Consider the following 19316-nt stretch of genomic DNA (forward strand, 5'->3'; position numbering starts at 1 on the left):
CGGGCTGTGATCACGGGTGTGATCCGGACATTTGTGCTGCCGAGCAATCGGGGCACAGGCCCCAATAGATGACCTCGGCCTCATCGAGTACGAATCCGTTGTCATGCGATGCGGTCAGGCAGGGCGCCTCGCCGACGGCGCAGTCGACGTCGGCGATGACGCCGCACGATCGGCACACGACGTGGTGGTGGTTATCGCCGACCCGTGTTTCGTAGCGCGCGACCGATCCCATCGGCTGGATGCGCCGCAGCAGACCGGCGGCTGTCAGTGCGCGCAACACGTCGTATACCGCCTGGTGGGATACCGCACCGAGCGTGCGGCGCACATGACCGAGGATCGAGTCCGTATCGGAATGCGGATGCTCATGCACGGCAGTCAGCACGGCAACCCGCGGCGCCGTCACGCGCAGCGACACCCCGCGCAACATGCGCTCGAATTCCGAATTTGTGGACACATTCAAGAGTGTGACTCATTCAAGTCTGCAGGGGGAGTGTTTCGCGAAATCTCGAGACGATTCCACAACCGACAGCGCTCTTCAGACCTGTCGCGTCTGATGAACCCACAATTCGCTGCTGGTTCGAGCCTTGGGTTATTCGGGGCAAGCAGTTCTCTACGGGGAGGACTCCGGGGGTCGACCTGTTGTATCTGAGTGTGGCTCAGGTTGAGGGGTTGGTAACGATCTCGGCGGCTCTCCTCGGGGAAGCGCGCGATCGAGGGGGCGTTGCGATGTACATATCAGGAAGGCTCACGGAGTCCTACCTGACATAATGTTGATTATCGGCGTTACAACGGAGGTGCTGGAAGTGGGCGGCGCTGGTTGCATGACGTTGGCAGATATGCGTTTTCGGGATTGGGATTTCCGAGAAGGATTGGATTTCCGAGTGGCCGGCCTGGCTGCCGACGTTCGGGGCGCGGGAAATATGTATTGCGGTTGCATGGCGACCCCTCGACGTGCGGTTCGCTTGATGTAAATTTTCCGGCAAATTCTGAATTTTGGCGTAGAAACACCCGATTGGACTCAGGGTCTCGGGTGCGGGTCAATCGGGCCCGACTCCCCTTCGCGCTACCTCGCATCCCTCAAATCATCACAGTGACGATTTGAGGGATGCATGCGAAGGTAGAGCGGGTCAGATTGGTTTCTGGCTATGGGGCCAGTGCTTGGTGATTGGCTCTGTTTTGGGGGTCCAGTTGACGGCAGGCTGGGGTGATGTTGGTTCGGCGGCTGGTCGCGCTTTATGTCGGGTTGTGGTTGTACGGGTTTTCGATGGCGGTCATGATTCGGGCCGGGCTCGGATTGGATCCGTGGGATGTGTTTCATCAAGGGGTGGCCGAGCATGTGTCGATCAGTTTCGGTGCGGTGACGGCGCTTACCGGAGTCGCGGTGTTGTTGGCGTGGATTCCGTTGCGGCAGCGGCCAGGTCTTGGCACGGTGAGCAATGTCGTGGTGATCGGTGTGTCGGTCGACGTCGGGTTGTGGATGCTGCCGGACTGGGATGTGCTACCGGTGCGGGTCGGCGCGATGGGCGCCGCGGTGGTTTTGAATGCGGTGGCCACGGTGCTGTATATCGGCGCGGGAATGGGGCCTGGGCCGCGGGATGGACTGATGACTGGACTGGTTCGTCGGACCGGATGGTCGGTGCGGTTGGTGCGGACGGGGATCGAGGTATCGGTGTTGACTGCCGGCTGGCTACTGGGCGGCAGCGTCGGCGTCGGCACAGTGGTGTATGCGTTCGGCATCGGTCCGTTGATTCAGGTATTGATTCCGTTCGCGAATCGGTATCTGCCGGGATTTCATGCGGACCGGAAGGCTGAGCCCGATGTCATCCCGGTGGCGCCTTGACCGTGGCCGGTCGAACCGGCGAGGTGCGCCCTGGTCGGATGTCGGGCATCCGAATCACCTTGGGTCGCACGAAGATACTGCTGAACCCCTCCCCTCCCCTTCCCCATCACCTACCGCAAATCGTCACTGTGACGAATGCCTGGCAGCACGTGATGGCCGAAAATGTTGATTTACTGGCCGCGGTGCTCTCTCGCCAACCACGGTGCCGTTCATACAGTTATCGACATGACTAGCACTCCGTCCGTGCTCATCGTCGGCGCCGGATTCGGCGGCCTCGCGGCCGCGCTGGAGCTGAAGCGCCGCGGCCACGACGCATTCACCATTATCGATAAGGCCGACGGGCTCGGCGGGGTCTGGCGGGACAATACCTATCCGGGCGCGGCCTGTGACGCGCCGTCGGATCTGTACTCGTTTTCCTTCGCGCCGAATGCCTACTGGCCGAAGCGATTCGCTGAACAGCGCGACATCCTCGCCTATATGCATGACGTCGCGCGCCGCTATGACCTCGAGAAGCATATGCGTTTCGGTGTCGAGGTCGATTCGGCGGACTTCGATGCCGACCGTGGCCGATGGCGGGTGCGCACGATCTCGGGTGAGCTGCTCGAAGCGGATGTGTTCGTGCCCGCGGTGGGTCAGCTGTCGCGTCCGGTGTGGCCGAATATTCCGGGCATGGATTCCTTCACCGAGGATGCGTTCCATTCGGCGCGGTGGGATCACGATGTCGAGTTGTCCGGTAAGCGGGTCGCGATCATCGGCACCGGTGCGAGCGCGATTCAGATCATTCCGGCGATTCAGCCGAAGGTCGGGCAGTTGACGGTCTTCCAGCGGTCGGCGCCGTGGATCATTCCGAAGATCGAAAGCTGTTACGCGTCCCCGAAACTCGATGCGCTGGACAATTTGTCGATTGTCGCGATGTTTCCGCTGATCCAGCGTGCGGAGCGGTTCGGCTGGTACTTGTTCTACGAGTTGGTGACCTCGGGTCTGGAAGGCAACGGCCGCATGGCCGATCTGATCTCCGGATGGGCGGACCGGCATCGGGCCGCGCAGATCTGCGATCCCGAACTGCTGGCCAAGATGACACCGGATTATGCGGCGGGCTGTAAGCGCGGGCTGATGGCGAGCAATTACTACCCGGCGGTGTCGCAGCCGAATGTGCATGTGGAGACCTCGCCTATTGCCGAGATCATGCCGACCGGTGTGCGCACCGAAGACGGCTCGCGGTCCGAGGTCGATGTGATCGTTTATTGCACCGGATTCAAAACCACCGAGTTCTTGGCGCCCATGACGATTCGCGGGATCGGTGGCAAGGAGCTGCGTGAGGTGTGGTCCGGCGGTGCGCGCGCGTACATGGGTCTCACCGTGCCGCATTTTCCGAATATGTTCATCATGTACGGGCCGAATACCAATCTTGGCGCTGGTTCCATCATCTACATGCACGAGCGGCAGGCGCGCTATCTGCGCCAAGCGGTCGAGCATCTGCGTGGGGCGGGCGATTATCTCTCGGTGAGGCCGGAGGTGGAGGCGCGGTTCGACGAGGAGATCCAGGGGCGGCTCGAACATACGGTGTGGACCAAGTGCGCCAGCTGGTACCGGGAGGCCAGCGGTCGGGTGACGACGAACTGGCCCGGTCGGATGAGCGAATACGACAAGCGGTCGCATTTCGATGTCCGCGACTACGAGCTGGTTCGCACCGGTAGGGCAGGGCATGACGCGCTGGTGATCGGTTCGTCAGCGTGCGCTGCGGTTGACCGAGCGGGGGTGCCGGGTCGGTGTGCTGGAGACCGGGCGAGGCTTCGCCGATGACGAAGCCGGGTTCCGAAGACTATCGCCGTGTCACCAGTGCGTGTGCGTCGACAGGGTCGAGTTGCCATCAGGTGACATTCGCTGATGCCATGGCTTGCAGGAACGCGTGTATGCCCGCCAGCGTGTGCGCGGGCATCATGATGTCGCAGTACGGTAGGGCCACTGCCATTGCCCCGGTGGTCGGCTGGAATCGGGAGTCGCCCGCACGGGGATTGAGCCAGATGACGCGCCAAGCCCGGCGTCGGATCCGGGCCATTGCACGAGCGAGGACATCGGGGGTGTCGCTGTCCCAGCCGTCCGATGCGATGACGACGACGGCGCCTCGCATCGCGGTGCCGGATGGAGTCGCAAGCAGCATGCCGAGACATCGGCCGATGTGCGTGCCGCCGTAGCGGTCGACCACCTTGTCGTTGGCTCTGGCCACCGCGACATCCGGGGAACGGTGCGCCAGCACCGAGGTCAGCCTGGTCAGCGAGGTGGAGAAGGCGAACACCTCTGGGCGATCGGGCGATCGGCGCTGCATCGCGGCTCGCATCAGGTGTAGGTAGATCGTCGAATACGGCCGCATGGAGCGGCTGACGTCGCAGATCATGACGATTCGGCGCGGGCGGCGTCGGGGACGAGTGCGGACCAGCACCGGCGACTCCCAACCGGTGCGGCGGGAGTTGTTCATCGTTGCCCGGAAGTCGATCCGCTTGCCGTGCGGATGGTTTTCATAGCGCCTGCTGCGGCGCTTGGGCCAGTGCGCCGCCGCCTGCTCCAGCCATACGCCGACCGTCCGCAGATCGTCTGGATCGAAGTGATCGAACGGTTCCTGTGCTCGTGCCGTGAACCGGCTCGGCAGTACGTCCGGCAGTGCCACACCCGTGTCGGTCGATCGGTCGGCGCCGGTCGCGGATTGCAGTGTCGCCCATGGGACTTCACCGCCTTGCCGAAACTGCTCTCGGCCGCCCGTACCCGGTGCCGAGATGCGTTCGGTCGGCAATCCGTGCGTTCGGCTCGGCGGGTCAACACTCAGCGTCGCGTCGGCGAACACCGTCGCGAAGGACGCGTCGAAGGCAGCGAGATCCTGCATGCGATCGACGAGCGTGAGGCGCGCAGCCCAGTAGAGCTCGGTGCGCGACCGCGGCGCCATGCGGCGCAATGCCTGCACGAACAGCGCGGGCCCGCTCGGCGCGACCGCGACGCCACCACGCCGCAACCGCGCGACCACCGCGACGGCGAATGCGGCCAAATCGACGCCGCGCAGCATGACCGCTCGTGTCATCGCTTCCCGCGTATCCGCCGGCGTAGTAGGGCAATTGCGAGCGCGGCCGCCAGCGTGAGCGCGATCGCCGGCGCATACTTCTTGATCATCGCGGGTCCAACCAGATCGACGAGGTCGAGCGGTGCGGGCTCGGGTTGTGTGACCGGTTTCGGCCGCATTTCTCGGCTGTCCGGCCCGACCACGACCTGCGCGGCGGCCGAATCACCCGTCGCGAGTTTCGCTTCGAGGGATGTGACGAATTGACCGACCAGTTTCTCGGACACCTGCTGTAGCATTCCGCTGCCGAATTGGGCGAGCTTGCCGACGATCTTGAGGTCGGTGTCCACGGTGACGCGGGTCTTGTCGCCGTCTTCGCGCAGTTGCGTGGTGATGGTCGCCGCCGCGTTTCCGGATCCGCGTGAATCCCGGCCGCTGCCGTTGATGACGGCGCGATGGTCATGTTCGTCGCGCTCGACGAAATTCGCCTTTCCGGTGAACTCGCTGGTCACCGGGCCGACTTTGACCTTCAGTTTGCCGAGGAAATCGTCTCCTTCCCAACCGATCATCTGTGCGCCGGGCATGAGCGGGACCACCGTTTCAAGGTCGGTCAGCACCTCCCATGCCTGTTCGACAGGTACGTTGACGGTGAATTCGTTGGCGATCTTCATCGGAGTGTCCATTCATCCGGTGGCCAGGCTTTGGGTGTATTCGGCGAATGCCGCGTGGACGGTGGCGTGGTCGTCAGGTGTCTTCGCCAGTGCGCTGAGCGCGGCGACCGCCTCGGGCGCCGTGAGATCGGCGACGTCGAGTGTCGCCAGCGCGGCGATCCAGTCGATGGTCTCGGCGACGCCGGGCGGCTTGTCGAGGTCGAGATCGCGGGCGCGGCTGACGAATCGGGTGGCGTGTTCGATCAGCGCGTCAGTTGCACCGGGCACGGTGCGTCGCACGATCGCCACCGCGCGGGTCGGTTCCGGGTAGTCGATCCAGTGGTAGAGGCAGCGTCGGCGCAGCGCGTCGTGCAGGTCGCGACTGCGGTTCGAGGTCAGCACCGCCAGCGGCGGGTGTTCGGCGACGAAGGTTCCGAGCTCGGGAACGGTCACTGTGGCCTCACCGAGGAATTCGAGCAGCAGTGCTTCGAATTCGTCGTCGGCACGGTCGATTTCGTCGATCAACAGCACCGGGGGCGTCGGACCGCGATATCGTGCACAGCGCAGGATCGGGCGGTCCACGAGGAATGCCTCGGTGAACAGGTCGGCTTCGGTGAGGTCGGCGCCGCGTGCCTCGGCGAGCCGGATGCTCAGCAGCTGACGCTGGTAGTTCCAGTCGTAGAGCGCTTCGCTCACAGTGAGTCCCTCATAGCACTGCAGGCGGATCAGCGGTGCACCGAGCACGGTGGCCAGGGTCTTCGCCGCTGTCGTCTTGCCCACTCCGGGTTCGCCTTCCAGTAACAGTGGGCGAGCCAACGTGGTGGCCAGATAGAAGGCGGCAGCGGTCCCGGTGTCGAGCAGGTAGTCGTCGGCGTCGAATCGTCGCACCACCTCCTCGATGTCATCGAATGGCGACATCATGGCGATGCCGCGGCGCGCAGGCGCTCGTAGTCGTCCCAGGTGTCCACATCCAAGGGCATCGGCGCGTCGACGTCGAGTCGAGACACCGGGACGCGGCCCGACTCGATGACCTTCCACACGGCTTTGTCGCCGTGTAGTTCGGCCAACTCACTGAATACGCCGCGGCTCAGCCAGAATGGATGCCCGACACCGTCGCGGTAATGGCAGACGGTGATCGCCGTGGACGTTCGCGCCGCGATAAGTCGGTCAACGGTCGCCGCCGACAGACCTGGTTGATCACCGAGCATCAGCACGATTCCGGTGGCCCGGGGATGTACCGCGCTCAGGGCCGAACGCAGCGACGACGAGCAGCCCGAACCGAAGTCGTCGGCCATGACCACCTCCAGCCCGGCGAGATCGACCTGCTGGCGGACCGCCGCGGCGGCGCCGCCGAGGGTGACGATGATCTGGTCGAAAGCGCAGGAACGCACCACGTCGAGGGTGGCACCGAGAACCGTCGTATTCCGGTACGGCAGTAGCTGTTTCGCAGTGCCGAGACGCCGTGAGACTCCCGCGGCGAGAACGACTCCGGTGACGACCCCGATTGTCATGAGCCCGTCTTCGCGAAGGAGGCGCGGCAGCCGGAGCTGCAGAACCAGTGGTCGACATCGTCGATAGTGAGATGCGGTGTGTCCGGTCCGACCGTCACGCTCATGCCGCACACCGGATCGAGCGCTTCGACTGCGACATTGACCGTGCGTGGCGTCACGGCCAGACCATCTTTGCGGATCGCCTGGATCACTTGCGCGACAATCGAGACGGCGATCTCCGCGGAGGTCTTGGCGCCGATCGGCAACCCCACCGGGGTGCGCACACGGGCCCGCTCGGCGTCGGTCAGTCCGAGCTCGTCGAGAATCGAAGCCCCTCGAATCCTGCTGGCCACCAGCCCGATATATCCCAGACCCGCGTCGAGCGCGGCGCGGATCATCCCGGCTTCCGGGCCACCGTGGCTGGCGATCACCATCGCCGTCGTATCGGCCAGCGAATCCGACGAGTCGGCTTCGGCAACACGGCGCTGCACCCCGAATCCGACCAGTTCGCACATTTCGGCCAGGGCGTCCGCGATAGGTGTTGCGCCGCAGATGCGCACCAATGGCGCCGGGATCTGTGGTTCGAGGAATATCTCCAACGCTCCACCGGACAGACAGGGATTCACCACGACCGCCGCGCCGGGTGCTTCGGGAAACTGCAGATCACCGTCCGGTAGTACGCGTAGCAGTACACTTTCGTGCGACTGCAGGGCACCTAGCGCCGCCTTGCGGACCGAGTTCTGGGCGCACTGGCCGCCGACGAATCCTTCGATCGTGCCGTCCTGCAACAGGATCGCCTCGTCTCCGGCGTGCGCCGAGGTGGGCTGCTGTGCGCGCACGACGGTTGCGTGCACGAACGGCGTGCGGGCGCGGACCAGCTGCTGTGCGCGCTCGCTCATCTTCATCGGTGATCCCATCGCCTGCACCCACTCAGATGGGCGGTGTGGCCCGCCCCTGCATCGCCTCCCACACCCGTGACGGCGTCAGCGGCATGTCGGCGTGCCGAACTCCGAACGGCGCCAACGCATCCACCACGGCATTGACCACCGCGGGCGGTGATCCGACCGTGGCCGATTCGCCTACGCCTTTCGCGCCGATCGGGTGGTGTGGCGAAGGGGTGACCGTGTAGCCGGTCTCGAAATGCGGAACTTCGAGCGCGGTCGGGATGAGGTAGTCCATCAGGGATCCGCCGAGGCAGTTGCCGTCCTCGTCGAAGGCCATGATCTCCATCAGCGCCATGCCGATGCCGTCGGTGAGGCCGCCGTGCACCTGGCCCTCGATGATCATCGGATTGATCCGGGTGCCGCAGTCGTCGACGGCGAGGAAACGCCGGACCTTGACCACGGCTGTTCCCGGGTCGATGTCGACGACGCAGAAGTACGCACCATACGGGAAGGTGAGATTCTCCGGGTTGTAACAGATTTGCGCGTCGAGTCCGCCCTCGATGCCCTCGGGCAGATCGCCGGCGCCGTGTGCTCGCATCGCGATCTGCTGGATCGTCACCGCCGCGGACGGATCGCCCTTGACGTGGAACGACCCTTTTTCCCACTCGAGGTCGGCGACGGAGACCTCGAGCATGCCGGACGCGATGATCCGCGCCTTGTCGCGCACCTTCCGCGCGACCAGCGCGGCGGCGGCGCCCGAGACCGGTGTCGACCGGGTGCCGTAGGTGCCGAGGCCGAACGGAGTCTGATCGGTGTCGCCGTGCACCACGTCGATGTCGTCCGGTGGTATGCCGAGTTCCTCGGCGACGATCTGAGCGAACGTCGTCTCGTGCCCTTGCCCTTGGGTCTGCACCGATAGCCGCACCACGGCCTTGCCGGTCGGATGGACGCGCAGCTCGCACCCGTCGGCCATCCCGAGTCCGAGGATGTCCATATCCTTGCGTGGACCCGCGCCGACGGCCTCGGTGAAGAAGGACATCCCGATGCCCATCAACTCGCCGCGGGCGCGCTTGTCCTGCTGCTCCTTTCGCAGGGCGTCGTAGCCGATCATGTCCATCGCCAGGCGCATGGTCTTCTCGTAGTCGCCGGAGTCGTAGACCCAACCGGTCTTGCTGGTGTATGGGAACTGGTCGGGGCGAAGCAGATTCCGCAGCCGCAGCTCGGCCGGGTCCATCTTCAGTTCGTAGGCGAGGCAATCCACCAATCGCTCGACGAAGTAGACGGCCTCGGTGATCCGGAACGAGCACGCGTAGGCGACGCCGCCGGGGGCCTTGTTCGTGTAGACCGCGGTCATCTTGCAGTAGGCGGCCTCGATGTCGTAGCTACCGGTGAAGACGCCGAAGAAGCCCGCCGGATACTTCAATGGCGCGGCTTGGCCGTTGAAGGCGCCATGATCGGCGAGCACAGTCGATCGGATGGCGAGGATCTTGCCGTCGGCGGTGGCGGCGATCTCGCCGACCATGATGTAGTCGCGGGCGAACCCGGTGCTGGTGAGGTTCTCGCTGCGATCCTCCACCCACTTCACCGGTTTGCCCAGCAACAGCGACCCGACGATGGCGCAGACGTATCCCGGATAGATGGGCACCTTGTTGCCGAATCCGCCGCCTATATCGGGTGAGATCACCCGGATCTTGTGCTCGGGCAGTCCGGCGACCAACGCGTAGAGCGTGCGGTGGGCATGCGGCGCCTGACTTGTCGACCACAGTGTGAGCTTGCCCGTCACCGGATCGAGATCCGCGACTGCACCGCAGGTCTCCATGGGGGCGGGATGCACTCGCGGATAGACGATCTCCTGCTTGACGACGACGTCGGCGCGCGCGAACACCGCCTCGGTCGCGGCGGCGTCGCCGGTTTCCCAGTCGAAGCAGTGGTTGTCCCGCTTGCCCTCGAGATCGTCTCGGATCACCGGCATTCCGGGCGCCAGTGCGGTCCGGGCGTCGATGACCGGATCGAGCATCTCGTATTCGACGTTGATGAGCTCCAGTGCGTCACGCGCGGAGTAGCGGTCCTCGGCGACGACGAAAGCCACCTCCTGCCCCTGGAATCGGACCTTGTCCGTCGCCAGCACGGCCTGTACATCGTTGGACAGCGTCGGCATCCAGGCCAGTCCCTTCGCTGCGAGATCCGCGCCCGTGACAACGGCCCTGACCTTCGGATGTGCCTGTGCCGCTGAGGCATCGACGCTCACGATCCGTGCGTGCGCGAACGGGGAACGCAGGATCGCCAAATGCAGCATGCCGGGCAGCGACACGTCGTCAACGTAATTGCCGCGTCCGCGAATGAACCTCGGATCCTCCTTGCGCAGCATCCTGCCGTGACCACATGGCTTGTGGTCGTTGTCGACACGGTCTTCGGGCCGGGACTCGACGGCGGTCATGACGTGCTCCCTACCGGTGTCGGCGTGGCGGCGGGTTCGGGCTCTACCGCTTCGCCGCGTTGCTTCGCCGCGGCCCACTGGATCGACCGCACGATGGTGGTGTATCCGGTGCAGCGGCAGATCTGGCCCGAGATCGCTTCCCGGATGGTCTGCTCGTCGGGGTTCGGGGTGCGGTCGAGCAGGGCGCGGGCGGTGATCATCATTCCGGGTGTGCAGAATCCGCACTGCAACCCATGGCACTGCATGAAGCCCTCCTGCACGGGGTCGAGTTGACCGTGCACCTCGAGCCCCTCGACGGTGCGCACTGCGCGACCGCTGGCCATGACGGCCAGCATCGTGCACGACTTCACCGGTTCGCCGTCGACCTCCACCACGCAGGTGCCGCAGTTGCTGGTGTCGCAGCCCCAGTGGGTTCCGGTGAGCCGCAACTGATCTCGCAGGAAATGCACGAGCAGGGTGCGTGGCTCGACCTGCGCGGTCACCGGCTCGCCGTTGACGGTCATGGTTACCTGCATGGCTAATTCCCTTCCAGCGCGGGGTCGTTCAGTACTCGTTCGACTGCGGTGCGCAGCACGCGAATCGTCAGTTCGGATGCGAGATGACGCTTGTAGTCCGCGCTGCCGCGGGCATCGGAGACAGGTGAGCACGCCGTGCTCGCTAGGCGGCCAGCCTCCGCGAATATTTCTTCGGTGGGCGGCTCACCGATGAGCATGTCCGCCGCGGTGGCCAGCGCCGCCGGATCGGGGTTGACCGCGGTCAGACCGATCCGTGCGGCCGCTATCGTCTCGCCGCGCAGGGTCACCGTTGCGCCGGCCGCCGTGATCGCCCAGTCGCCGACCCGGCGCTCCACCTTCGCGTAGGCGCTCGATGTCCGATGCCGCACGGGAATTCGGATCTCGATCAGAATTTCGTTGTGCGACATGGCGGTTTCGTACGGGCCGACCAGGAAGTCGTCCATCGCGATCTCCCGGTCGCCGGACGGTCCGCGCACCAGGCAGACGGCGCCGAGGACCGTGCAGACCGTGCAGAGATCTTCGGCGGGATCGGCCTGGCACAGCGACCCGCCGATGGTGCCGCGGTTGCGCACGACCGGGTCGGCGATTACACGCTCGGCGTCACGGAAGATCGGGCACGCCGCGGCGAGGTCGTCCGACTCGAGCGCGTGCCGATGCCGGACCATCGCACCGATGCGCACCAGGGTCGGGTCGGTGACGATGTAACCCAGTTCGGCGGCCAGGTCGTTGATGTCGATGAGATATTCCGGATTGGCCAGTCGTAGCTTCATCATCGGCAGCAGACTGTGCCCGCCCGCGACGATGCGCGCCTCCTCCCCCAGCCGGTCCAGTAGTCCGATGGCGTGATCCACGCCCGTTGCGCGCTCGTATTCGAATGGCCCAGGAACTTGCATGTGATCGACCTCATGTCGGCGGGAATGGGCCAAGCGTCTGCCCTGCCGGAGTGGGCCGTCAAGACCGATTTAAGGAATCACTTAATTCGGTGTTCGCGCTGGTCGTGTGGTGAATCCGGCCGCCGGTTCTGGTCAGGGAGGCACCGCGTCCGCCCCAGCGTCGCGCGATGATCTCGGCCGCGATGGACACCGCCGTCTCTTCCGGTGTCCGGCCGCCCAGATCCAGCCCGATCGGGCTGGCGAGTCGGGCGAGTTGTTCGTCGGTGAGGCCCGTCTGTCGCAACCGGCCCAGCCGCTCGTCGTGCGTGCGGCGCGACCCCATGGCGCCGACATAGCCGATCTCCGGTGCGCGCAGTGCCACCTCGAGCAGCGGAACGTCGAACTTGGGATCGTGGGTCAGTACGCAGACGACGGTTTGCGAGTCGACCGTGCCGGCCGCGATCTGCGCGGCCAGGTAGCGGTGCGGCCAGGCGACGACGACCTCGTCGGCGGTCGGGAACCGGGCGGAGGTGGCGAAGACCGGCCGCGCGTCGCACACTGTCACCCGGTAGCCGAGGAACGATCCCTGCTGGGCGACGGCGGCGGCGAAATCGATCGCCCCGAACACCAGCATCCGCGGCTGTCGGGCATAACTGGCGACGAAAACGCCCATGCCCTCGCCGCGACGCTGCCCATCCGGACCGTAGGACAGCACTTCGGTGCGGCCCGCTGCGAGCAGTCCGCGTGCGTCATCGATGACCGCGTCGTCGATGCGCGCCGACCCCAGCGTGCAGTGGGCATCGCTGGGCCGGATCAGCAGCCGACGCCCGACCCGGGCGGTGTCGGGGTGCTCGATGACGGTCGCGATCGCGACCGGCCGGTGCTCGGCGATATCTGCGGCGACCTCGCCGAGTTCCGGAAACGTCTCCGGCGAGATGGCTTCGACGAAGATATCGATGATGCCGCCGCAGGTGAGACCAACGGCGAACGCGTCCTCATCGGAGAGGCCATACCGCTGTAGCACCGGAGAACCGGTCCGGATGACGTCGGTGGCGAGTTCGTAGACCGCGCCCTCGACGCAGCCGCCGGAGACCGAACCGCCGACCGTGCCGTCGGGGGCGACGACCATGGCCGCACCGGGCGGTCGCGGCGACGAACGGAAGGTCCGCACGACCGTCGCGACCCCAGCCGTGCCCCCGGCGTTCCATGTTGTCATCAGATCCGTGAGCACGTCCTGCATAGTGCGTCCTCCAGACGCGATGCAGCCGTCGGCGCTGCGTACACCTCCAAAGTAGACTCGGATTGTGACGCCCGCCCAGCTTCGGGCCTACTCGACCGTGGTGCGGCTCGGCTCCGTCCATGCGGCGGCCAGAGAGCTGGGGATGTCCGACGCCGGTGTCTCGACGCACATCGCCCAACTGCGTAAGGAGCTCGACGACCCGCTGTTCACCCGCGCGGCGTCGGGTCTGGCCTTCACGCCTGGCGGGCTGCGCTTGGCCAGCCGGGCGATCGAGATTCTCGGATTGCAGCGCCAGACCGCCATCGAGGTGAGCGAGGCGGCGCACGGCCGACGGCTGCTGCGCATCGCGGCATCGAGCGCGTTCGCCGAGCATGCCGCGCCCGGCCTCATCGACCTGTTCGCTACGCGGGCGAAGGATCTGTCGGTGGAGCTGAGTGTGCATCCCACCAGCCAGTTCCGCAGCCTGATCGAGACCCGTGCGGTGGATATCGCGCTGGGGCCCGGGCAGGACAGCACCGACTCGACCATTACCGCCCGGCCGTTTTTGAAGTATCAGATCATTTCGGTCGCGCGCCCCGATAGCCCACTGGCGGACATTGCACCGCATCCGGCGCTGCTGCGGGAACAGCAGTGGATGCTGGGCCCCAGCGCTGGCAGTGTCGACGGGCACATCGCGACGATGCTGCGCGAGTTGGCCATTCCCGAATCACAGCAGCGGATCTTCCAGAGTGATGCTGCCGCCCTCGAAGAGGTCCGCTGTGCCGGGGGCATCACCGTGACGATCGGTTTCGCCGTCTCCTCCGACCTCGCGACCGGCCGATTGAGCCACATCAAGGGGCCCGGCCTTCAGGTATCCGATGAGTGGTGCGCGACCACCCTGCCACCTGACACCCGCCAGCCCGCGGTGTCGGAACTGCTGCGGTTCATCACCACCCCGCGATGCATCCAGGCGATGATCCGCGGGTCCGGCGTAGGCGTCAGTCGGTTCCGCCCGAAAGTGCATGTGACTCTGTGGAGTTGAGGCCCATGTCCGACCTCGAGGAGGTGATCAGGGAGCGCCATTCGACGCGGATGTTCTTGCCTGATCGACCAGTGCCGAGAAGATTGATGGACGACGCGCTTGCCTTGGCTGTCCGTGCGCCGTCGAGCTCCAACATCCAGCCGTGGCAGCTGGTGTTCGCGTCCGGAGCTGCCCGGGACCGTCTCGTGGCCGCTTTGCTGCACGAGGCTCGCATGCGGCCGCCCGAGATCCCGCCACTGCCTCCTGCTTTCGCGCACCTGCGCCGGGAACTGGGCGCCCAGGTGTACGGGTCGATGGGAATCGCTCGCGAAGACACCGAGGGCAGGCGGGTTGCGGTGCTGCGCAACTGGGAGTTCTTCCGTGCGCCGTTGGCCGGTATCGTCTGCATGCACCGCGACCTCGGCAGTGTCGATGTGCTCGGTGTTGGGATGTTTCTGCAAACATTGCTGCTGGCCCTGACAGCATGCGGCCTGGGAACCTGCGTTCAGGTCTCGATCGCGGGGTATCCCGAGATCGTCCACGCGCAGCTCGGTATCCCAACGGAGCTTTCGGTCCTGTGCGGACTGGCCGTCGGCTACCCCGACCCTGCATTCCCCGCGAACAATCTCCGAATCGGCCGCCGCGCCATCAGTGAGAACGTGGTATTCCACGATGTCTGATCAACAGTGTGAATTCGTTGGTCGCCTTCGCTGTCCGGAAAGGCTCAGTGCGATGCCGTGGACCCGAGCGGATGCAATGACCAAGGCATCGCCTCGATCGGGACTGTCGCAGCAGATCTGTCCATCCCGCTCGTCTTTGATCCGGTGGTGAATTCGGGATCGGTCCCGATAATGACGCGGCCTTCGCTGCTGACCAGCACTACCCGCTGACCGAATGCCTGGAATCGTGGAAGCAAGGCCTGCTCGATCGCGGCAACCGGTACATCGGCACCGGCGACTCCGAGGAATGTTCCCGATGTGCTCGTGACCGGTATCGAGAATGTGCACACGTATTCATCGGTGCACGCGTAATCGAGGTGCGGCCCCTGTACCCATCGCCGACCCTGCTCGCACGGAACCGTGAACCAGTCCATTTTCGTATAGTCGTAGAAATATTCATTATGTGGATTCAATTCGAGCACCAGGCGCTGCGCGTCGGGAAGCCACCATTCCAGGTATCGGGAGCGATCCGCGAGCACGCTGTCGGCCATCACTACGCCCGCGCCATTGAACAATTTTCCGCGCCGCTCCAGCTCGCCGAGAATGAGTTCGCGCAGCGGTGCCAGATCAGTCGACTGGGGAGCCGACCGCAGATTCTCGGTGAGACCATCCCACAGGGTTGTCAGCGCGGTCCCGATGGTTGCGAGCGACACGTAGACCTCGTCGGCCAGTTTTGTGACAGAGTCAACCAGCGACTCGACTGTCGCCGGAGCCGAAAAGTCATCGGTGTCCCTCACTGAGTTCCAAGCGTAGGGCAACGAGGCGGCGGATGCGTGATTCTGCATGTGATTCTGCTAGTTCTCGTGCACGGCTATCGTCTTCTTGTTCGATCGCGTCCACCACGTCACGATGGGCGCTCGCCTCGGCAGCCGGGTCCAGTTTCAGCCGCGGCAGCCAGACCAAGGCGGAGAGCTCGGCCTGCAAACCGACCTCGGCGCGGGTCAGTCGGGTGGACTGTGCGCACACCGCCATCTCGATGTGGAAGCGGCTGTCGGCCTGGCGTGCCGAGACGAGGTCGGAGCTGTCCTTCAGCCGGTCGACCAGCGCGCGGAGTCCGACTATATCGGCCCGCAAGCTGCGCCGCGCAGCGAACGCGGCAACTGCCCCGGTGATGGCGAGGTGCGCATCCCCCAGATCACGCAACTCCTGGATGCTCATCTGCCGCAACCGCGCCAGCGAGGTGTTCTCGAAAACCTCCGCCGAAGCGCTGATGAAGCTGCCGCCCCCGCGCCCACGCTTGGTGTGCACGATTCCCTGCTGCCGGAGTACGACCAGCGCCTCCCGCAGGGTCATCGTCGATACACCCAACTGGTTGGCGAGATCGGTTTCACTCGGCAACTGCTGGCCGTCGACCATGACACCGAGGCTGACCGCGGCAGACAGCCGCTGCACTACGGCCTCGGTTTTCGGACCACCCTCGAGCGGTGACAGCACGGCGTTGAGCGCGGTCAATCCGGCCCTCTCCTGTTGGGACAACGCGACTCCTGGGGTGGCGGGACTTGACACGATTCTAGCCAACTAACACTTGAAATATGAACTATAAAGTTTTACATCGACCATAGATCGGTCCCGTCCGGGTGTCTCTCGTATCTGCGCGTCACTATGCCGACCTCGCCGGAGCTGCCCGTAGAACGGGTGCGTGCCCGATGGGTGGTCGGAGTAGATGCGATCTTTACAAGAGAAAGTCTTGAACTATGAAATCTAATGTCTTATGTTCATGGCTATGTGACTGCCCTCGCACCGACGTCACGATCGAAGCAGGACTTTCCAGTCCGAGAACGCGACCTGTCATGGCGAGCACCTCTGGTGGTGCATCCGCGGCCGTGCCGCGAGGTGCCGGCCAGAGAAGGCAGTCATGGCGGAATGCGGCCGGTCGAGATGGTCGGCGAATGCAGGAGGTAAGCATGCGGTGCCGGGGTATCGAAAATGGTTGAGACGCGCCGAACTGAAGTCGACGGACTGTGTGTGACGTGGCGCTTGGTTCAGCACCATCTGATCGCGATTGTCGCCGTGCACAATGCATGCGACGCTACGCCAATAGCCTCCTTCAGTCCCAGCAACTATCCGGACCTCGTGCGAGCGCGAGAACTCCTTCCAGAACTGGCGAGGCTGTGGGATGCGGTCCGCCACGAATTCTGGACGGGAATGATCCCTCCGATGGCCAGACAGCAAGCAATGGCATAACGTCGCCGAGCGCGCACCGTTCTGGTGCGTACTCAGCCCGAATCGCTTGCTGCTCATTCACACAACGTGCGTGAAATGCCCTGTCTGCATCGAAAGACCGGGGTTGCCGAAATTTGTAGTCCGTCCGACGGCGGCGATGTGGTCGTGGTCGAGCGACAGCGACCCGGCTCATCATGTCTCGGCACACACCCGGGCTTGCCGATACGGCCCACAAGGTGGTGGGCTGTTGGGAAACGCCACATCACTCATGTCCCGATTCGCTCGCTGTCTGGTCGAGCAAGAAGGTTGTTCACCAGGTTACGTGGAATAGCGAGGCCGGAGTTCAGCGCCGAGATGACGATGGAGCGACACATGGATGACGACATCGAACGCCCGCCGCAGCTCACGGCGTTCCCGCGCATCGACGACTACGGTTTCATCTCCGACTGCGAGGTCACTGCACTTATCGCCCCCAGCGGAGCCGTGGAATGGATGTGTCTACCCCGCATCGACTCCCCGAGTGTCTTCGCGGCCATACTCGATCGTTCCGCCGGTTCGTTTCGGTTCGCCCCCGCCGACTTCATGGTGCCGACCGATCGCCGCTACGTCCCTGGCACGATGGTCATGGAGACGAATTGGCGCAGTGGCGAAGGGTGGGCGACGGTTCGCGATGTGCTGCTGGTCGGGCCATGGCGGCACCAGGTACCCGGCCGTAGCGCCCATCGTCGAACCCCCACCGACTACGACGCGGAGCATATTCTGCTGCGGACAGTGCACTGTGAGACCGGGCAAATCCAGTTCGCGCTCGACTGCCATCCATCCTTCGACTACGGCAGGTATCGCGCTCATTGGGAGTATCTCGACAGCTACTACATCGCGCAGGCCCGCGCCGACGGGATCGACATGCAGCTGACGCTGACTACCGACATGCGCCTGGGGCTGGAAGGTACGCACGCGCTTGCTCGCACCCTACTGAAGGCGGGCGACGCACGCTTTTGCGCGCTCTCCTGGGGTAGTCGTGACGCGCCCCGCGCCCTTGACGAGGCCGATGAACGGCTGTTGCAGACAATCCACCATTGGCGGCACTGGCTGGCCGGCGGGCGGTTTCCGGACCATCCGTGGGCTGCCCAGCTCACCCGCAGCGCGCTGACTCTCAAGGGGCTGACCTTCGCACCCACCGGCGCCATCAGTGCCGCCGCCACCACGTCATTACCCGAAACCCCAGGTGGACAACGCAATTGGGACTATCGCTACTCGTGGATACGCGACTCCGCCTTCGCGCTGTGGGGCCTGTACACACTGGGCTTCAGCTGGGAGGCGAACGACTTCTTCTCCTACATCATCAGCTTGACCGAAGACGTCCGGGACATGCAGATCGTCTACGGCATCGGTGGCGAAAGCGACCTCACCGAGCAGACTCTCGCCCACCTGCGCGGCTACGAAAACGCCTGCCCCGTGCGTATCGGCAACGACGCGTACCGGCAACGCCAGCACGATGTGTGGGGCGCTGCGCTGGACGCGGTCTATCTCTATGCGCGCAACCAAGACCGAATCGACGCGCGATCCTGGCTGCTGTTGGGACGGGCGGTCAAAAGTGCCCTCACCTACTGGCGCGACCCCGACCATGGCATCTGGGAAGTACGCGGGCAGCCCCAACACTTCACCTCCAGCAAGGTGATGTGTTGGGTTGCCGCCGATCGCGGCGCCCGGCTGGCCCGCATCCACCAGGACTTCGAGCGCGCGCATCGCTGGCAACAGGCCGCAGACGAAATCCGCGCCGATATATGCACTCACGCGGTCGATTCCCGGCAGGTATTCACCCAGTACTATGGCAGCACGGCGCTGGATGCTTCGACCCTGCTCATCCCGCTGGTTCGTTTCCTGCCCCCCGATGACGACCGGGTACGCAACACGGTGTTGGCCATCGCCGACGAACTGACCGAAGACGGTCTCGTATTGCGGTATCGCGTCAGTGAAACCGACGATGGCTGCGCAGGGGACGAAGGTGCCTTCACGATCTGCTCGTTCTGGCTGGTCTCGGCGCTGTCGGAGATCGGCGAAAAGACACGAGCCAAACAGTTGTGTGAGAAGCTGCTGTCTTACGCCAGCCCTCTTGGCCTCTACGCCGAGGAGGTCGACCCCCGAACCGGTCGGCACTGGGGCAACTTCCCCCAGGCGTTCACCCACCTGGCCCTGATCAACGCCGTAATGCACGTCATCCAGGACGAACAAGCCGTATTGCGGCAGGTGCTCGGCGGGGAATCAATCGCCCCACGACTGGACGATGCATCGTTCACGCTGGGATACATGCACCGCTGACCCCGATGCTGCGGCCAGGCGTGCGCAATTGCGGGTCGCCCGGTGTGGCCCGCTCGAGTCGCATACGTCGCAGCGGTACACGAAATCCGTTCGCGTATGACAACTTCCGGAAGTCGGTCGAATCTCGGATAACTGGGTCCG

The 19316-nt window shown here is 64.6% G+C and carries 17 protein-coding genes; 5 read left to right on the top strand and 12 right to left on the bottom strand.

What is annotated here, in order from left to right; all coding sequences use genetic code 11:
* Window positions 1-10: 10 nt before the first annotated feature.
* Window positions 11-427 (bottom strand): Fur family transcriptional regulator, encoded by a 417-nt coding sequence (locus AB0L63_RS06445; RefSeq protein WP_364495694.1) that lies wholly within the window; start codon window positions 425-427, stop codon window positions 11-13.
* Window positions 428-1207: 780 nt separating this feature from the next.
* On the opposite strand from AB0L63_RS06445, the gene AB0L63_RS06450 reads away from it, so the two are divergent.
* On the top strand, window positions 1208-1840 hold the full coding sequence (locus AB0L63_RS06450) for a hypothetical protein (RefSeq protein WP_364495451.1): 633 nt from the start codon (window positions 1208-1210) through the stop codon (window positions 1838-1840).
* Between the two features lie 225 nt (window positions 1841-2065).
* A complete protein-coding gene (locus tag AB0L63_RS06455) occupies window positions 2066-3643 on the top strand; it encodes an NAD(P)/FAD-dependent oxidoreductase (RefSeq protein ID WP_364495454.1) in 1578 nt (525 codons plus the stop codon).
* A gap of 67 nt (window positions 3644-3710) precedes the next feature.
* On the opposite strand, the gene AB0L63_RS06460 is transcribed toward AB0L63_RS06455, so the two are convergent.
* From AB0L63_RS06460 to AB0L63_RS06500, 9 genes are read right to left on the bottom strand one after another with little or no spacing between them, the layout of a single operon-like run.
* Entirely contained in the window at window positions 3711-4910 is a 1200-nt protein-coding gene (locus AB0L63_RS06460; protein WP_364495457.1) for a VWA domain-containing protein, read from the bottom strand.
* On the bottom strand, window positions 4907-5557 hold the full coding sequence (locus tag AB0L63_RS06465; protein WP_364495460.1) for an SRPBCC family protein: 651 nt from the start codon (window positions 5555-5557) through the stop codon (window positions 4907-4909). The genes AB0L63_RS06460 and AB0L63_RS06465 overlap by 4 nt, the downstream gene beginning before the upstream one ends.
* Window positions 5558-5569: 12 nt before the next feature.
* Window positions 5570-6457 carry a MoxR family ATPase gene (locus AB0L63_RS06470; protein ID WP_364495463.1) on the bottom strand — a complete coding sequence of 296 codons (888 nt, stop codon included), beginning with the start codon at window positions 6455-6457 and terminating at the stop codon, window positions 5570-5572.
* Window positions 6454-7047 (bottom strand): nucleotidyltransferase family protein, encoded by a 594-nt coding sequence (locus AB0L63_RS06475; protein WP_364495466.1) that lies wholly within the window; start codon window positions 7045-7047, stop codon window positions 6454-6456. The genes AB0L63_RS06470 and AB0L63_RS06475 overlap by 4 nt, the downstream gene beginning before the upstream one ends.
* Entirely contained in the window at window positions 7044-7931 is an 888-nt protein-coding gene (locus AB0L63_RS06480; RefSeq protein WP_364495469.1) for an XdhC family protein, read from the bottom strand. The genes AB0L63_RS06475 and AB0L63_RS06480 overlap by 4 nt, the downstream gene beginning before the upstream one ends.
* 25 nt (window positions 7932-7956) lie before the next feature.
* Window positions 7957-10347: an aerobic carbon-monoxide dehydrogenase large subunit gene (locus AB0L63_RS06485; RefSeq protein WP_364495472.1), complete on the bottom strand. Its 2391-nt coding sequence runs from the start codon at window positions 10345-10347 to the stop codon at window positions 7957-7959.
* The gene (locus tag AB0L63_RS06490; RefSeq protein ID WP_364495475.1) at window positions 10344-10862 is read right to left on the bottom strand and encodes a (2Fe-2S)-binding protein; all 519 of its coding nucleotides are present in this window, start codon (window positions 10860-10862) and stop codon (window positions 10344-10346) included. Before AB0L63_RS06490 ends, AB0L63_RS06485 begins: the two co-directional genes overlap by 4 nt.
* Window positions 10863-10864: 2 nt before the next feature.
* Window positions 10865-11755 (bottom strand): xanthine dehydrogenase family protein subunit M, encoded by an 891-nt coding sequence (locus AB0L63_RS06495; RefSeq protein ID WP_364495477.1) that lies wholly within the window; start codon window positions 11753-11755, stop codon window positions 10865-10867.
* Between the two features lie 58 nt (window positions 11756-11813).
* The gene (locus AB0L63_RS06500) at window positions 11814-12974 is read right to left on the bottom strand and encodes an XdhC/CoxI family protein (RefSeq protein ID WP_364495479.1); all 1161 of its coding nucleotides are present in this window, start codon (window positions 12972-12974) and stop codon (window positions 11814-11816) included.
* A 64-nt stretch (window positions 12975-13038) separates the two neighbouring features.
* Between AB0L63_RS06500 and AB0L63_RS06505 the strand changes: the two genes are divergently transcribed.
* Together AB0L63_RS06505 and AB0L63_RS06510 are read left to right on the top strand one after the other, a co-directional pair.
* Window positions 13039-13995: a LysR family transcriptional regulator gene (locus AB0L63_RS06505; RefSeq protein ID WP_364495482.1), complete on the top strand. Its 957-nt coding sequence runs from the start codon at window positions 13039-13041 to the stop codon at window positions 13993-13995.
* A gap of 5 nt (window positions 13996-14000) precedes the next feature.
* On the top strand, window positions 14001-14654 hold the full coding sequence (locus AB0L63_RS06510; RefSeq protein ID WP_364495484.1) for a nitroreductase: 654 nt from the start codon (window positions 14001-14003) through the stop codon (window positions 14652-14654).
* A gap of 44 nt (window positions 14655-14698) precedes the next feature.
* On the opposite strand, the gene AB0L63_RS06515 is transcribed toward AB0L63_RS06510, so the two are convergent.
* Together AB0L63_RS06515 and AB0L63_RS06520 are read right to left on the bottom strand one after the other, a co-directional pair.
* Window positions 14699-15346, bottom strand: a complete 648-nt coding sequence (locus tag AB0L63_RS06515) for a cache domain-containing protein (RefSeq protein ID WP_364495486.1) — start codon at window positions 15344-15346, stop codon at window positions 14699-14701.
* 67 nt (window positions 15347-15413) lie between these two features.
* Window positions 15414-16199 carry a GntR family transcriptional regulator gene (locus AB0L63_RS06520; protein ID WP_364495489.1) on the bottom strand — a complete coding sequence of 262 codons (786 nt, stop codon included), beginning with the start codon at window positions 16197-16199 and terminating at the stop codon, window positions 15414-15416.
* Between the two features lie 1029 nt (window positions 16200-17228).
* On the opposite strand from AB0L63_RS06520, the gene AB0L63_RS06525 reads away from it, so the two are divergent.
* On the top strand, window positions 17229-19175 hold the full coding sequence (locus tag AB0L63_RS06525; RefSeq protein ID WP_364495491.1) for a glycoside hydrolase family 15 protein: 1947 nt from the start codon (window positions 17229-17231) through the stop codon (window positions 19173-19175).
* The last annotated feature ends 141 nt before the right edge of the window (window positions 19176-19316 follow it).

Origin of the sequence: Nocardia sp. NPDC051990 (genome assembly GCF_040680755.1) — a bacterium.
Taxonomy (GTDB): domain Bacteria; phylum Actinomycetota; class Actinomycetes; order Mycobacteriales; family Mycobacteriaceae; genus Nocardia.

Excerpts from the sequence above, each read along its gene's own strand:
- AB0L63_RS06445 (WP_364495694.1), bottom strand. The coding sequence starts at position 427 with ATGTTGCGCGGGGTGTCGCTGCGCGTGACGGCGCCGCGGGTTGCCGTG.
- AB0L63_RS06450 (WP_364495451.1), top strand. The coding sequence starts at position 1,208 with ATGTTGGTTCGGCGGCTGGTCGCGCTTTATGTCGGGTTGTGGTTGTAC.
- AB0L63_RS06455 (WP_364495454.1), top strand. The coding sequence starts at position 2,066 with ATGACTAGCACTCCGTCCGTGCTCATCGTCGGCGCCGGATTCGGCGGC.
- AB0L63_RS06460 (WP_364495457.1), bottom strand. The coding sequence starts at position 4,910 with ATGACACGAGCGGTCATGCTGCGCGGCGTCGATTTGGCCGCATTCGCC.
- AB0L63_RS06465 (WP_364495460.1), bottom strand. The coding sequence starts at position 5,557 with ATGAAGATCGCCAACGAATTCACCGTCAACGTACCTGTCGAACAGGCA.
- AB0L63_RS06470 (WP_364495463.1), bottom strand. The coding sequence starts at position 6,457 with ATGATGTCGCCATTCGATGACATCGAGGAGGTGGTGCGACGATTCGAC.
- AB0L63_RS06475 (WP_364495466.1), bottom strand. The coding sequence starts at position 7,047 with ATGACAATCGGGGTCGTCACCGGAGTCGTTCTCGCCGCGGGAGTCTCA.
- AB0L63_RS06480 (WP_364495469.1), bottom strand. The coding sequence starts at position 7,931 with ATGAAGATGAGCGAGCGCGCACAGCAGCTGGTCCGCGCCCGCACGCCG.
- AB0L63_RS06485 (WP_364495472.1), bottom strand. The coding sequence starts at position 10,347 with ATGACCGCCGTCGAGTCCCGGCCCGAAGACCGTGTCGACAACGACCAC.
- AB0L63_RS06490 (WP_364495475.1), bottom strand. The coding sequence starts at position 10,862 with ATGCAGGTAACCATGACCGTCAACGGCGAGCCGGTGACCGCGCAGGTC.
- AB0L63_RS06495 (WP_364495477.1), bottom strand. The coding sequence starts at position 11,755 with ATGCAAGTTCCTGGGCCATTCGAATACGAGCGCGCAACGGGCGTGGAT.
- AB0L63_RS06500 (WP_364495479.1), bottom strand. The coding sequence starts at position 12,974 with ATGCAGGACGTGCTCACGGATCTGATGACAACATGGAACGCCGGGGGC.
- AB0L63_RS06510 (WP_364495484.1), top strand. The coding sequence starts at position 14,001 with ATGTCCGACCTCGAGGAGGTGATCAGGGAGCGCCATTCGACGCGGATG.
- AB0L63_RS06525 (WP_364495491.1), top strand. The coding sequence starts at position 17,229 with ATGGATGACGACATCGAACGCCCGCCGCAGCTCACGGCGTTCCCGCGC.